The sequence below is a fragment of the Enterococcus sp. 6D12_DIV0197 genome, assembly GCF_002174385.1.
Classification (GTDB): domain Bacteria; phylum Bacillota; class Bacilli; order Lactobacillales; family Enterococcaceae; genus Enterococcus_D; species Enterococcus_D casseliflavus.
Window position 1 is genome coordinate 976,793 of sequence record NZ_NIBN01000001.1, and the last position, 15,218, is coordinate 992,010.

The 15,218-nt window shown below is 38.7% G+C and carries 11 protein-coding genes and 5 pseudogenes; 15 read left to right on the forward strand and 1 reads right to left on the reverse strand.

Going from position 1 to position 15,218, the window contains the following annotated elements:
- Nucleotides 1-1,482 (forward strand): MucBP domain-containing protein (locus A5867_RS04690; protein ID WP_170927498.1); only part of this gene is annotated, 1,482 nt, incomplete at its 5' end.
- 103 nt (nucleotides 1,483-1,585) lie between these two features.
- Here A5867_RS04690 and A5867_RS04695 read toward each other — a convergent pair.
- A complete protein-coding gene (locus A5867_RS04695; protein ID WP_074934512.1) occupies nucleotides 1,586-2,020 on the reverse strand; it encodes a hypothetical protein in 435 nt (144 codons plus the stop codon).
- A 537-nt stretch (nucleotides 2,021-2,557) separates the two neighbouring features.
- Between A5867_RS04695 and A5867_RS04700 the strand changes: the two genes are divergently transcribed.
- The 14 genes and pseudogenes from A5867_RS04700 to A5867_RS04770 all read left to right on the forward strand — a co-directional run bounded on the left by A5867_RS04700 (nucleotide 2,558) and on the right by A5867_RS04770 (nucleotide 15,170).
- Nucleotides 2,558-4,051: a helix-turn-helix domain-containing protein gene (locus tag A5867_RS04700; protein ID WP_087626981.1), complete on the forward strand. Its 1,494-nt coding sequence runs from the start codon at nucleotides 2,558-2,560 to the stop codon at nucleotides 4,049-4,051.
- A 480-nt stretch (nucleotides 4,052-4,531) separates the two neighbouring features.
- Nucleotides 4,532-4,912 carry a hypothetical protein gene (locus tag A5867_RS04705; RefSeq protein ID WP_074934514.1) on the forward strand — a complete coding sequence of 127 codons (381 nt, stop codon included), beginning with the start codon at nucleotides 4,532-4,534 and terminating at the stop codon, nucleotides 4,910-4,912.
- A 198-nt stretch (nucleotides 4,913-5,110) separates the two neighbouring features.
- Nucleotides 5,111-5,704 (forward strand): HD domain-containing protein, encoded by a 594-nt coding sequence (locus A5867_RS04710; protein WP_087626982.1) that lies wholly within the window; start codon nucleotides 5,111-5,113, stop codon nucleotides 5,702-5,704.
- A 206-nt stretch (nucleotides 5,705-5,910) separates the two neighbouring features.
- Nucleotides 5,911-6,261: pseudogene (locus A5867_RS04715) on the forward strand (DNA topoisomerase); the annotation flags it as partial.
- 763 nt (nucleotides 6,262-7,024) lie between these two features.
- Nucleotides 7,025-7,447, forward strand: coding sequence for a cupin domain-containing protein (locus A5867_RS04725; RefSeq protein WP_002307506.1), 423 nt, complete (start codon nucleotides 7,025-7,027; stop codon nucleotides 7,445-7,447).
- 83 nt (nucleotides 7,448-7,530) lie between these two features.
- Nucleotides 7,531-8,184 carry an ATP-binding cassette domain-containing protein gene (locus tag A5867_RS04730; protein ID WP_002307505.1) on the forward strand — a complete coding sequence of 218 codons (654 nt, stop codon included), beginning with the start codon at nucleotides 7,531-7,533 and terminating at the stop codon, nucleotides 8,182-8,184.
- A pseudogene (gene fetB, locus A5867_RS04735) lies at nucleotides 8,181-8,944 on the forward strand (iron export ABC transporter permease subunit FetB). Before A5867_RS04730 ends, fetB begins: the two are co-directional and overlap by 4 nt.
- A 163-nt stretch (nucleotides 8,945-9,107) precedes the next feature.
- Nucleotides 9,108-9,326 (forward strand): annotated as a pseudogene (locus A5867_RS04740) (IS256 family transposase); the annotation flags it as partial.
- Nucleotides 9,327-9,860: 534 nt separating this feature from the next.
- The gene (locus tag A5867_RS04745) at nucleotides 9,861-10,433 is read left to right on the forward strand and encodes a DNA starvation/stationary phase protection protein (RefSeq protein WP_002292150.1); all 573 of its coding nucleotides are present in this window, start codon (nucleotides 9,861-9,863) and stop codon (nucleotides 10,431-10,433) included.
- Nucleotides 10,434-10,577: 144 nt separating this feature from the next.
- Nucleotides 10,578-11,282 (forward strand): Crp/Fnr family transcriptional regulator, encoded by a 705-nt coding sequence (locus A5867_RS04750; RefSeq protein ID WP_003125436.1) that lies wholly within the window; start codon nucleotides 10,578-10,580, stop codon nucleotides 11,280-11,282.
- A 228-nt stretch (nucleotides 11,283-11,510) separates the two neighbouring features.
- Nucleotides 11,511-11,848: pseudogene (locus A5867_RS04755) on the forward strand (hypothetical protein).
- Nucleotides 11,833-12,688, forward strand: a pseudogene (gene lgt, locus A5867_RS04760) (prolipoprotein diacylglyceryl transferase). Before A5867_RS04755 ends, lgt begins: the two co-directional pseudogenes overlap by 16 nt.
- Nucleotides 12,689-12,834: 146 nt before the next feature.
- A complete protein-coding gene (locus tag A5867_RS04765; RefSeq protein ID WP_003103602.1) occupies nucleotides 12,835-13,068 on the forward strand; it encodes a heavy-metal-associated domain-containing protein in 234 nt (77 codons plus the stop codon).
- Nucleotides 13,069-13,265: 197 nt separating this feature from the next.
- Entirely contained in the window at nucleotides 13,266-15,170 is a 1,905-nt protein-coding gene (locus A5867_RS04770) for a heavy metal translocating P-type ATPase (RefSeq protein WP_087626983.1), read from the forward strand.
- Nucleotides 15,171-15,218 lie beyond the last annotated feature (48 nt).

Consider the following 15,218-nt stretch of genomic DNA (forward strand, 5'->3'; position numbering starts at 1 on the left):
CGTAGTGATGCAGCGCCAGTGACGGTAAGATACGAAGATACAGAAGGCAATGAATTAGCAGCACCAACCGTAATGAATGGCAAAGTAGGGTTACCCTATACAAGTGAATCTAAAGCAATCAACGGCTGGTACGTTTCTCAAACACCAACTAACGCTAATGGGACTTATAGCGAAACAGCTCAAGAAGTCGTTTATGTCTATGAGCGTAGCGATGCAGCGCCAGTGACGGTCAAGTATGAAGATACAGAAGGCAATGAATTGGCAACACCAACCGTAATGAATGGCAAAATAGGTCTACCATATGAAAGTGAAGCCAAAGCAATCCCAGGCTGGTACGTATCCCAAATGCCAACTAATGCCAACGGGATTTACAGCGAAACAGCTCAAGAAGTCGTTTATGTCTATGAGCGTAGCGATGCAGCGCCAGTGACTGTGAAGTACGAAGATACAGAAGGCAATCAACTATCCGCTCCGACAGTATTGAGTGGCAAAATAGGGTTGCCATATGAAAGTGAAGCCAAAACGATCCCAGGCTGGTACGTATCCCAAATGCCAGAAAACGCCAATGGGACTTACAGTGAAAGTGCCCAAGAAGTAATTTATGTCTATGAACGTAGCGATGCAGCGCCAGTGACGGTCAAGTATGAAGATACAGAAGGCAATCAACTATCAGCCCCAACAGTATTAAGCGGAAAAATAGGTCTGCCATATGAAAGTGAAGCCAAAGCCATCCCAGGCTGGTTTGTAGCTCAAACGCCAAGCAATGCTACAGGTACATTTAGCGAAACGGCACAAGAAGTCATTTATGTCTATGAACGTAGTGATGCAGCCCCAGTTACTGTGAAGTATGAAGATAAAGAAGGGAATCAACTATCTGCACCGACGGTATTGAGTGGAAAAATAGGTTTACCATATACAAGTAAAGCCAAAGCCATCCCAGGCTGGTATGTTTCCCAAATGCCAACTAACGCTAACGGGACTTATAGTGAAAATGCGCAAGAAGTTAACTATGTCTATGAACGTAGTGATGCAGCACTGGTTATCGTAAGATATGAAGACATGGAAGGAAATCAATTAGCTGAACCAACGATCCTTAGTGGAAAAGTTGGCTTGTCATATGAAAGCAACGCCAAAGAAATATCTGGCTGGCGGGTTTCAAAGACGCCTAAAAATGCAAAAGGTACCTTCAGTGATGCCGTCCAAGAAGTTATTTATGTTTACAGTGCTGATAAAGAGAATGAACCGGGAGAAGATTCAGGAGAAGATACACCAGAATCAGAAAACAAGACGCCGAAAGAAGAGAACGGGAATAGCTCAGGAAATAACAGCAAGCAAACAAACACACAAACCAAATCAAAAAATAAGTTGCCTGCAACAGGAGAACAACTTACAGGTCAACGAATCATGGGCTTTTTGGGAGTCATCACTGTTCTGTTTTCTTTCGTAGTAATTTTGAGACGAAAAAGAAAAACTGAAAATTAAAAGCTGTTCAATAGAGAGGAAAGAGTATCCAGAATTGATTGTGTTCTGGATGCTCTTTGTTTAACCCTATTTAAATATGAGCGAGAATATAGGTTTTTATTAGTTATCTTTCGAATGTTACGTTCTTGAATTCATCATTCAAGCCATCCCGATAGGCAATAGTCAAGACTAATTTTCCTGTTGTTTTGTCATAGTCTATCACGTTTAGTTCTAGAGAGAAGTTCTTAACATTGGCATCAATATAAGAAACAATTTCTTTTTCTTCCTCACCGATTTTTATCGAAAGTGTACTTTCTCCTAAAAAATTCGCCTCCTCCAGAACTGTTTTTGCTGAGCGAATTTCAGGCTGATAGAAGACAGTGTTTGTTTGAGTTAAATAGGTTCTATTTATTCGCAACGGAACGGTGATTTTTCCAAGGTCATTTGAGACAACGATCCCAGGTTTATTACTAGGGGATAGAAAGACAGCGATACCTATTAAAATTAGAACGAAAATACTAGCAACACTTGACCATACTATTTTTTTTGATATTTTCATTGATTTCAGTTCATTCAGCGAAGCATGAATAACTTTCCCCCATTCTTTTTAAATAACGTAAGAAGTTAGCTTGATTATGGCGAAGATACTTTAAAAATGACTGTCACTAATTTTCAACTATATATAATCATAATCTTGATTGATAGAAAGTAGAAGCTTTTGGAATTGTTGAAATGCTCAAAGGCTACCTAACTATTCGATTGTAAATACTCCTAAAAACCGACTCTCTTATTATCGTAGCAAAATATACGGTCTTTTACTTTTATTATTATAAAATAATTTTTTGATAAATAGCGGTTTGGACTGTTTTGTCGTCTTAAACTAGCTGTTAGAAAGAGCAATGTTCTCCAGATGCAGTAACTCGTAGTTCTAAGTAGTTGTAGCCATGATTTTGCTTATCCTAAATGATTCAGAAGGTTATAGCTTAAGAGATAACTTCTTATAAAATGAAATAAGTGATCAATGAATACACACTGAATGAAAATAGATCGTGAAAGGAGTATAATTACCTTAAAAATAAAGTTAAGAGGTATTAGTATGTATAAATTTCTTTTAACTAAATTAGACCAAGATGTTTATGAATTGTTTGCGCATTTTTTTGAGCAGGCTGTGGAGCGTGAAAAACTAAATGTCCTTGCTGAAAAGACTAACTTATCAAAACGAAGAATCGTCTTAGTTTTTGAGCGAGCACTTGATTTGCAAAAGGCGTATCCTTATTTTGAGATTGCGTTGCATGAAGGTAGAGAGATGACGCTTTATTTTGCACCGAATTTTCTTTTGTCTAAGCTTTATTCGGTCATGCTAGCAGAAAGCATGCCATTTCAAATTTTAGACAGACTCTTTAGTGATAAATATGTGTCGCTGGAAGAAACCGCCCAACAACATTATGTCAGTAATCGCACGGTTCAAAGAAAACTAAAGGAAGTAGAAACGATTCTTGAAAATTATCACATTCGATTGAACCTAAAAAGAAAACCGCTTTTTGTGGGCGAAGAATACCGCATTCGGCATTTTTTCCATATCATGTATTGGCAGATCTATGATGCAACGAACGCGCGTTATAGTGGCTTGTCGAATCAAAGTGTCAGTACATTGAAGAAAAAGTTGACAAGTTATCCCAGTTTTTATCGCGGGATTGATCAGGAAAAATTTGTTCAATTGCTGGCATTGAGTATTTATCGTTTTAAAAGAGGCTTTCCTGTAAAAGAGATTCCTCAAGAGATGAGGGAGATGAGGCATCTGACGATTTCCTTTGAAGAATTTAAAGAAGAGCTCATCAAGCCATTGCTAAGAGACAATTTGATTCTAAATGGGCTTCCAGAAACAGAGTTTCTCTTCTTGTATTATATGTTTTCTGTCATGACGACGTACTTACCTGAAGAGATTCCTAGTCAGCTAACAATTGGGGCTTATTTTTCTCCTCAAGCCATCGCTGCAGCAAGGCTATTTGCGGAGACCGCTCAGAAAGTTTTTCTCGTTTCTGAAAGCAATATTGATTATCTGTTGGTCAATGCCTTGAATATTCATTCGGTTTCGCTTCTTTTTGCATCGAAAAATAAGATCGATGCCTTTGGAAAAACAACAACAGACAAAGATTATCGTCGTGTCTTTCCTAAGATTTTTCCGCTTGTTCAGGAGATGTATCCATCGTTAGCGCAACAATCACCAATTTTTGCAACCATGTATGAAGCGAACAATCGCTTGCTTTTTCAATATAGTATGCTTCTTTCTTTGGTAGCAAAAATTGATCGTTCTACGGTTCGAATTTTTCACGAATCAAAATTCGGAAAAATCCAAGAAATCAGACAAAAGGAACGATTGAAGCGCTGGTTCGGGGACACACTTTCATTTGTTTCCGAAAATCCCGATTTTGTCGTGACAGATTATCCCGTCAATCGGCAAGCCTTTATTGACCAAAACCCTAACGTCCAATTTTTTAAATGGAATAGTTTTCCAACAGGTGATCGCTGGCTTGAACTGATTGAAGCAGTTGAAAAATTCCAGAATGAGTTTAGTCAAAAACATACGTAAAACTGTGGATTGCACAGTATGAAAAAAGGAGGATTCTCAAAAACAGAGAATCCTCCCTTTTTTAGTGGGAAGTGAAAAGTTTTGCACATCGTTTCTCAGATTTCCTATGTAGTTTGTCAAACGCTCAAACGGCTACTGGGCTTGTTTACTTTTATGAAACTAAAATTGATACGATCCAACTCAAAGGTACCTAACAGGACTTTATTTGCTTCTAACAAACCAATGATTGGCGTCTCCTTTCCTAAAAAACATGTAATAATGCAGGCATAAAGACATCGTTCAATAGAAACATTTTACGAAAAAGCGAAGCTAAAAAGTGTTCGAATCCTCTATCTAACGTAATGCTAATGATTTCAGCCTAAACGCCGATTTCCTTTCAACATTTCCATAGAGTACGTATCTACTTATTCGTTACAACTACAAACATATAAACAGGGTTTTACATAAGATTCATCAATGAATAGAACAGGAGGGCTAAAGATGGAGTCAGCATTTAAGATCCATTCAATGGAAGAATATTTAAACTTCTACATTGAAGAAACGGAGCGGCTTTTTTTCAAGGAAGAGTTTCCAGAACTCAAAGAAAAGATTCTTGCCAATTGCTTCGAAATCAAACGAGCGATCCAAGAAATCAATCACGAAAACTTTTTTGAACAGTATGCGAGAATCAATACATTAGAAGCAGAGATTTTGATTATTTTGGAATGCAGTGAATTGCGGGGGAGTGACAATGTGGTTCCTTTTGCTGAAGCAGAAATTTTGCAAGTGGCGAAACAAGATAGCAAAACCTATTTTAAAGAAAGATGTGGGCTGACATTGATCGCGCCTACGCCCCATTCATTGCATTTTTCCGTGGAGTAGTTGAAGTAACAACAAAGATCATTCGTTAGAAAAAAGTGTTGTAGGAAGTTTGAAAGGAGCCTTTCATTAAGGTTTGTGCAGGAGTAATTGTTTTACCAAAAGAAAAGGCTGCAGTCTTTTTATGCAACTTTGGAGGCATTGTGGAAAAAAGCTGTACCTTTGATATAAATTTTTTTAACAAATAATTGGAGGTCAAATATGAATGCAATAGAAAAGAGGATCCAGTTTATTGTCGAAGCTGACAAGCTTAAATCTATCCTTAGACAATCGACACTGATCTATGATAGAAACCAACGGGAAAATGATGCAGAGCACACCTGGCATTTGACATTATGTGCACTATTGCTTGCAGAACATGTCGCAACCGAAGGGCAAGTGGATTTGTTGCGAGTACTCAAAATGTTAATTATTCATGACATGGTAGAAATCGAAGCAGGTGATACCTATTGTTATGATGAAGCTGGGTACCTGGATAAAGTACAGCGAGAACGGGAAGCAGCTACAAGTTTATTTTCTACATTACCGAGAGAACAATATGATGAATTTATGGATTTGTGGGAAGAGTTTGAGGAGATGGCAACCGTAGAAGCAAAATATGCAGCGGCAATCGATAGGTTACAGCCTGTCTTGCAGATATACTACTGTGACGGGAATACCTGGTTAGAAAATAACATTGATGTTGAACGCGAATTAAAACGAAACGAGGTCATCAAAGAAATTATGCCAGAAGTTTGGGACTATGTTAGAAAACTTATAGATGATGCCGTAAATAAAGGTTGGCTGAAGCAATAAAGCAAAAATCAATAAGCTGCTAAACATGAGCCGAAGTAGAAGAGCATCATCAAAATGAACACCAAATGTACTAGAAGAGAAGGAATGGTTATGAGTATCGGGGAAGTAGGGTATATTTTTACAAAGTATTTTATCGTAACAGTGTCTATTCTTACATCAATATATACAAGATCGTCAAAAAGCATTTAGATGAAGCGGAAACAATCGTGATTGCGACCGACAGCGACCGAGAAGGTGAAGCAATCGCCCGCTTGATTATCAACCTTTCGGGAAATAGCCGGAAAACCATTAAACGTTTATGGATCAACTCGCTTGAAACTAGCGAAATCAAAAAAGGATTTCAAAATCTGAAGGACGGACAGGCGTTTTATTCCACTTACAAAGAAGCAGAAACCCGACAAATCGTTGATTGGCTGGTAGGAATCAATCTCACCCGTCTTTACACGCTTTATATGCAGAAAAACGGCATGAGAGGCGTGTTTAGCGTTGGACGCGTCCAAACCCCGACTTTGTTCTTGATTTACCAACGCAACGAAGAAATCAAACATGCATTGGCACTTAAACTCTTATTACTGGAGTTAAATTCATATGATTTTTAATCTGCAAAAAAGTTTATAGCACCGTCGCTTATACCAGAAAATATAACAAACGCCGCATTGTTTTTTGTGCACTTTAATAATCTATTCAACTAAGGAATTAAGCTGGCTGTCAAGAGAGTAATATCGTATCGAATCTCAGGTGGAAATTTTCTGCGGTATCTTTTTTGACTGAAATGACATTAGTGTTTTTTGGGGATTGTGTATGTAAGTATTTTTTAAAATCATTTTAACAAGTTTTGGACAAAAATTCTCATGAAAAAACAGAATTTAAATAGCATGATAAATTAGAGAAGATAGTTTAATGTGCTTATAGGAACACCCCACTTTTACAGTCACAATCAATAACCTTGCTACTTTCTTTCGAAATTGATAAGATTCTAAAGGATTGACAACGCTTGATAGTGAGCATAAACTTAATATACGCTAGTTAGTTTACAAGTGCAAACTAAAAAAGTATGATGTGTCGTCTCTGAAATTCTCCCTGATTCAAGTCATAACCAGAGTACATATCGGTTATTTTTTGATTCCATATTTTTTCCTTTATGTGCTGAGGATTAAGGGGTACCAATTGTAATTGCGCGTTATATGGTCTTTGTTTAGAATCGCTCTCCAAAAAGCCAATTTTTTGCATAGAATTTTAGATGTGGTACCATTTATTAGAATTATTATAAATAAGAAGTAGGTATCATTGTTTTAGTAAAAAGACTAGGAGGAATGGAAGATGGAAATAGACTACAAGGATCATGGGAAGAAGCCGTATATCATTAATATTGAAGACGCCACCACAGGAAATGATAATTACCGGACGACCATTTGGACAGGCAGTAAACTGCAAGTCACCGTAATGTCCATTCAACCGGGCGATGACATCGGTTTGGAAGTGCACGAAGGCATTGACCAATTTATCCGTATTGAAGAAGGAGAAGGCGTGTGTAAAATGGGGCCTTCTAAAGATAACTTACATGTTCAACAAAAAGTGATGGATGATGACGCCGTATTTGTTCCGGCGGACATGTGGCACAACATCGAAAACACCGGTGATAAGCCGCTCAGACTGTATACCATTTATGCTGGTCCAGATCACCTTGAAGGAACGGTTCACCCTACTCATGAAGACGCCAAAAACGATCCAAACGAACACTGAGGTACACTAGGATGAAACAAAAGCCCTGCACCCGTATGGATGGTCCACTGGTGCAGGGCTTTTTTATAAAGGAGAGATGTGGTATGAGTGATTCATTGTTTCAATTAGAGAAGGTTGGTTTTCAGGCAAACGGAAACCAAATCCTTCAAGATATCTCTTTTACAGTAAACAAAGGGGAAGTGATTGTTTTTTCTGGTCCTTCTGGAAGTGGAAAAAGTACCCTTTTGAAATTAATTGGTACGCTGCTTTCCCCAACTTCCGGAAAAATTTATTATCGAGGTACGGATCTGCAAAAAATCGATCCTGTGGAGTATAGAAAAGAAGTCTCTTATTTCTTTCAAAACGCTTCTCTATTCGATGAGACAGTTCAAGAGAACTTGTCTTTTCCTGCCCGCATAAGAGAAGAAGGATTTGATCGGGAACGTGCAAAAAAATTGTTAGAACGAGTTCAAATACCTGAAACTTACTTATCGAAAGAGGTCAAGGAACTATCAGGAGGGGAAAAACAACGGGTTGCATTGGTCCGAAATTTGATGTATCAACCGAAAGTGTTGCTCCTGGATGAAGTTACCAGTTCATTGGACCAAGAAAACAGAGCGATTGTCCTTGATTTAGTCCGAGACATGATGAAAGACCAACAAACTACGGTGTTGGCCGTCACTCACAACCAGGAAGAAATCGACCAAGCTTCTCGTCTGATTACTATCAAAGGTGGAAAAATGGAGGAATCGAAATGACAAACAATTTGGAAATCAGTAATCTTTCTTTGCTTTTATCCTCTGTCCTCTTGATAGTTGCCTTGTTGATTGATTACAAAGAGAAATTGGGATTAGGAAACGACATTTTTATTGCGGGATTTCGCGCTGTCGTTCAATTATTCCTTATTGGATATGTATTGAGCTACGTATTACGAGTGGATAACAACTTTCTCACTTTAGCGATGGTTTTGTTCATTGTGTTCAACGCTTCTTATAACGCCCATACACGCAGTGAGGGGATCAACCGCTCTTTTAAAATTTCAACGACGGCTATTGGAGTAGGAACAGCCTTGTCCTTACTCATTCTTGTTTTTTCAGGAGTCATTGACTGGTCCCCTTCCCAAATCGTTCCAATTACAGGCATGATTGCCAGCAACGCCATGACTGCGATTGGAGTGACCTATCGGTCTTTGAATTCAAAATTTACGGACCAACGCCAACAGGTTTGGAAAAATTGGCATTGGGAGCCAATAAAAAACAAGCGTCCATGAGTATTGTAAGAGAAAGCGTCAAAACGGGCATGGCTCCTTCTATTGACCGAACAAAAACGGTTGGACTTGTCAGCCTACCAGGTATGATGTCAGGGTTGATTTTTGCGGGAATTGATCCTGTTCAAGCGATTCGTTACCAAATTGTTGTGATGTTTATGTTGATTTCAGTTACTGCGATTTCTTCGTTTATTGCTAGTTATATGGCTTACCGTGAGTTTTATAACAATCGCAGTCAATTAATTATATGATTTGGGATGATACACTACTCTTAAAACCAGTGGTTACAATTTTATGTAGTTAAAAGAAGACCTCACGAGAATAATTACAAAAAGAACTTCATTTTTTAAGGAAGAAGGATATTTTTGTCATCGAATCTTTGGAACGACTAGGGCGAAACTATGATGAAATTTTTTATATAGTGCAGCAACTGGATTGATTGAATCCTTTAATAAGCAAATCAAGAAATACAGCCACCGCAAGGAACAGTTCCAAAATGAAGAGTCGATGGAACGTTTCTTAGTCTCGTCTTTTGATACTCACAACCAAAAATTCCTAGGTCGCAGTCATAAAGGTTTCCAACAGGCCGAAGGCGAGCTCGAACAAATGCTGAGTCAACCGATGGAGAATTAGAAACAATCTACAGTAGGAAAGAACCATTTACACAAAATTATTGACGCTCCCAAGCTAAAACTCCTATTAATCGACCTACTAAAAATAAATAAAAAATTCTTTTCAATTTTTATTTATGGTATGACATAAATAAAGTAAAGTTATTCTTCTAGGTTAATCTTATTAATACTCTTTCTCACTAGTGTTGCATGCAACACTAGTGAGAAAGAGCATTAAATATACTGCAAGGCAAGACATTTGGTAATTGAAGAATAACAAGCAAAAAAATAGCAGTCAGGTCTCTTGACAAAGTATAGTTGCTATTCTTTTTTTAGGCCCTACTTTAATGAAATTTTTGTTTGGAGGGAACGACTTCATTCCTTTGATTATTTCAGTTGAATTTAATAGAGAAGCCTGGCGTCTATTAAGAAATACTTTTCTTGATGAGCGTCAATTTTTTTAACGGAACTCTATCCTATACTAAATTCAGTAAAGAAAAAGGAGGAATCAAAGAAAGCTATTTTAAACAAACCAAAATTATAGGAGGAATAAATCATGACTGAAAATAAAGCTACTCAAGAAAGAACACCCCAAGAAAGATTGCAAGAAGAACAAGAACACAAGGAACATGTTCATCATACGAAAATTAATGCAGCGGCCATTGCGGATCATCTTTTAGGCAACATGCATACATTACATGTGAAACTGCACCAATATCACTGGTATGTAAAAGGAGCCAATTTCTTTACGTTGCATGAAAAATTTGAAGAGTTGTATAACGAAAATGAAAAATGGTTCGACAAACTTGCGGAGCGTCTAATTACTTCTGGGCATAAACCTGCTTCGACAACGGTTGAATTTGAAAAATATTCGATGCTTTCGGAAGATGCAGTTAATAAATACGCTAAAGCAGAAGACATGGTTGAAAATATTATCGAGGACTTCAGAAGCACTCGTGACCTAACTATTCGCGCGATTCGTTTAGCTCAAGACGAGGGTGACGATGCTTTAGAAGATACATTGATTGCTTTTAAAAATGACTTAGACAAGAACATTTGGATGCTGCAAGCGTTCATTGGTAAAGAAGCATTAGAAGATGATGACGCTCTTGATGAGGATGAAGATTAAGGTAAAAGTAGAAGCTGATTTAGGGATTGGAATTCTTTCCAGTCCTTTTTCCATTTTCTTGATGTGCATCAATTTTTTTGTAGTAAGAGACTTATATAATAAAAGCAGCGAATATAAACAAAATAAATAAAGGGGGAGAATGAATTGACTAAACATACCCATCATGAAATTGGCGACCACGCAGCCTGTATCCGCTTGGTTCCAATATTCAATCACTTAGAGGATAGCGCGATGAATTACATTGCTGAAAAAGCCCACACGAAACAGTATCAAAAAGGAGAGTTTCTGTTTCGTTCACAAGAAAAAGAGGATACTTTATATATTATCAATCGTGGGAAAATCCGTATTTATCGATTGGCAGACTCTGGCAAAGAGCAGCTAGTGCGGATCTTGAACCCTGGTGATTTCACCGGAGAATGGACCTTGTTCAACCCGGATGCAGTACACGAGGAATATGCCGAAGCAACCCGAGATACCGTTGTCTGTATGATTCAGCAAAAAGATGTCCAAGATTTTCTGGAACAATACCCAGCTATTTCTTTAAAACTATTGGCGGAAATGTCTAAACGGTTAGAAAGTTCAGAACGTCAAACGACACAAGTAGCCTTGGAGAGTGTCATTACCCGTTTAGTTTTGTTTTTGGCAGAAAATGTGGAACCTGAAATGGGCAACTCTCCCACCATCACCCTGCCGATGGAAAAAAAGGACATTGCTTCCTATTTAGGAACGACACCTGAGACCATCAGTCGCAAATTTGGAGAATTGGAGGACGAGGGATTGATTCAACAGCTGTCTGGGAAAAGGATCAAGATTCAGGATTTAGATGATTTATTGCTTTACAGCGAATAATCGGACACACTTTTTTCTACACGTTGGTGTTCTGTCGCTCTTCATTAACAACGGGACAGAACTCAGTGCTTTTGCTTCCATCTGTCCGTTTTTGGCTTTTTTAAGACAGAACGACCTTCATTCATTGGAAAAATAAAAGCACAAACATGATAACCCTCAAGTTTTTTTGTTTTATTTTTCTTTAAGATAGGGTTGTCGAACAAAACGTAAAAATAAGTAGGGGTGAATGTGCATTATTTTTGGGTGATAGTTGCCATCACGTTGTCAGCAGCGGGTGCATTCTTTGTCGTCCCTTTCACCAAGAACACGATTGGCGGCGAAGCAAAAACGTCTAACGTTGTTGAGGCAGATAGGTTAGCTATGGAAAAAGAAGAGGAAGTTGTAAAAGGAGCCGGCGTAATCGGACACGGAAAAGTGGCGTATTACGAAGCGAGTGACCAGGGAGATAAAAGTGTATTTACTGTTTGGTTTCCATGGAGCTTAGCCGGAATCTTGTTCAGCATCACCATGACTAGAATGACGCGAAAAATTGAAGAAATGAGCAAATAGAATGGAATTCGTATTAGGCGTTTTGAATCCCCATGCGGTGGAGATTGGTTCTGTTGTGATTCATTGGTATGGAGTCATTATTGCAGCGGGCATATTAGCGGCTCTCCAGTTGAGCACCAAGGAAGCAAAGAAAAAAGGACTGGAAGAGGATACCATTATCGATATGGCCTTATGGGCAATTCCGATTGGACTCCTCGGCGCTCGGCTTTATTATGTGTTATTTGAACTTGGTTATTATCTGCAAAATCCAGGACAAATCCTTGCGATTTGGAATGGCGGCATTGCGATTTATGGGGGGATTGATTGCAGGAGGGGGTACGCTATATTGGTATGCAAAGAAAAAAGGTACTTCTTTGGCACTCGTTCTTGATATCTTAGCGCCCAATGTATTGTTAGCCCAGTCCATTGGTCGTTGGGGCAATTTTATGAATCAGGAAGCTCATGGTGGACCGGTTACTCGTCAATTCTTGGAAAATCTTTATTTATCTGAATTTATCATTGAACAAATGAATATCAATGGTACCTACTACCATCCGACTTTTTTATACGAGTCATTGTGGAGTTTGTTGGGCTTTGTCCTCATCGTCACTATACAGAACCGAAAACAGCTTTTGCGTCAAGGAGAAGTCGCTTTGAGTTACGTTTTGTGGTACTCAGTGGGTCGGTTCTTCATTGAAGGTATGCGAACGGACAGTTTATGGATTGGCGAGTGGATCCGCGTTTCGCAAGCCTTGTCTCTGGCCCTGTTTATTGGCGCGATTGTAGTATGGTTTATACGCAGACAAGATTATCCACCAATTTCTTATTATTCTGATGGCAATAAGGGGCAGAAAAAGACTATTAAGATGGTGAATTGAGCAAAAAGATAAAAAGAAGTGCAAAACTTGATATGCGTCAATTTTCGTTTGCTAAAAGTGAGCTATACTACAGTTGTAAAGAGGAAAAGGCAGTGTTCATTAATCTGCTGCCGATAAAATAAAAACACATAAAGGAGATAGGAATTATGGAAAAAGCTATATTGCAATTAGAAACGTTGTCTTGTCCAAGTTGTATGCAAAAAATTGAAGGTGCCGTGAAATCAGTTAACGGTATTGATAAAGACAGCATTAAAGTATTATTCAACTCCAGCAAAGTCAAAACCAATTTTGATTCAGCTGTCACTTCGATTGAAGAGATTCAAAAAGCTATCGAAAACGTAGGCTATCCGGTCCTTAAAGCAAAAGTCAAGGCCGCTTAACAGATTAAATGAACTAGGCAATTCTGGAAGAAAAGCTATTTTTCCAGGATTGCTTTTTTTGTTGCAATCCGATTCGAGGTGCTTAGAAACGATAAAAGAGAACTTTCTAAACTTGATGTCAGTCAATTAATTACTTAGGCAATTATCTTATACTGTGTTTATCAATAAAAGAGAAATTAAATTTGGAGGGAAAAAGCATGCAACAATATATATTAAGCAAGAAAAATGTTATCACCGTCATCAGTGGATTGTTAATCGTACTCGGTTTCTTCAGTCACTTTGTTTTAGAAAACGTAGGACTTTCAGAGTGGTCTTTGATCATCGCCTCTGTCTTTGGGATTACGCCAATTGCCATTCAAGCGTTTCAAGCAATGAAAGTCAAAGTCATCAGTATTGATGTCTTAGTCAGTATTGCAGCGATTGGTGCGCTTTTTATTCAAAATTATGAAGAATCGGCTATTGTCACGTTCTTATTCTTATTCGGACATTACTTGGAACAACGAACATTGAACCAAACGCGATCTGCTATCAAAGAATTGACTGAAATGGCACCCGAAAGCGCCTTGAAACAAATGGATAATGGCGAATTTGAAGAAGTAGAAGTGGATGATATAGATGAAGGGGATATCTTGCTCGTTAAAACGGGTGCGAAAGTTCCAGTAGATGGCATAGTCCTTACGGGTGAAGGGCATATCAATGAAGCTAGCATTACAGGTGAAGCTGTTCCAGTCAACAAGCTAGCTGATGCAGAAGTTTTTGCAGGAACCATTTTAGAAAACGGAACGATTCAAATCAGAGCTGACCGAGTTGGTGAGGACACCACATTTGGAAAAATTATTGAACTCGTGGAAGAAGCACAAGATTCTAAATCCGAAGCGGAACGGTTCATTGATCGCTTTTCTAAATACTACACACCAGCTGTCTTGGTTCTGGCAATTGTTGTATGGGCGTTCAGTCAAAATATTGAGTTAGCAATCACCATCTTGGTTCTAGGTTGCCCAGGCGCATTAGTTATCGGAGTGCCTGTCTCAAACGTTGCCGGTATCGGGAATGGTGCTCGTAACGGTGTTCTTTTAAAAGGGAGTGAAGTCATTCAAGACTTCAGCAATGTGGATACAATTGTATTTGATAAGACAGGTACTTTAACTGTCGGAAACCCAACCGTTGCAGCGACTGAACTGTATGAAAAAGATTCTGCTGAAACGCTTGGCTATCTGGCCAGTGTGGAACGGGAATCAGATCATCCATTAGCAAAAGCGGTCTTAAATCAAATTGGAGAAACAAATTTTTATCCTGTTGAAGGAACTGAAGTCGTGAAAGGCGGCGGAATCGTTTCAAGTGTAGCTGGACATAGAGTGGCTGTTGGGAATGTGGCCTTGATGGAAAAAGAAAATGTCACTCTCAGCAAAAAAGTGCAAAAAGATGTCAAACGGTTTGAACAACAAGGGAACTCTCTCGTTTTGACAGCGGTCGACGGTGAATTAAAAGTACTGATGGGCATTCGCGATCAAGTCCGTCCGGGTGTGAAAGCTAATTTGCAGGAATTAAAAGACTTGGGCGTGAAAAATCTAGTCGTTCTTTCAGGAGATAACCAAGGAACCGTTGATGTGGTCGCCGGCGAACTTGGTTTGACCGAAGCTCACGGCCACATGTTGCCGGAAGACAAATCGGCTTATATCGGAAAACTTCAACAACGTGGTCAAATTGTAGCCTTTGTTGGAGATGGCGTTAACGATAGTCCGTCCTTAGCTTTAGCAGACATTGGAATCGCAATGGGAAGCGGAACGGACGTAGCGATTGAAACATCCGATGTCGTTTTAATGAACTCGAACTTCAGCAACTTGCCTCACGCATTAGGATTAGTAAAAGCCACCGCAAATAATATGAAACAAAATATCGTGATTTCAATTGGAGTAGTGTTGGTCTTGTTGACCAGCGTCTTCTTCAGCGAATGGATGAATATGTCTATCGGAATGTTGGTTCATGAAGGTAGTATCTTGGTGGTAATTTTCAATGGCATGAGATTAATGAAGTATAAGTTGAAAGGTCGAAAAGAACAAAAAGAAGTATCAGCACCTGCAGAGAAAGTAAAAATATCTTAAGAATAAATTAGAAGAGGCTGAGACAATAGTCCATCCTTGAAATGACAA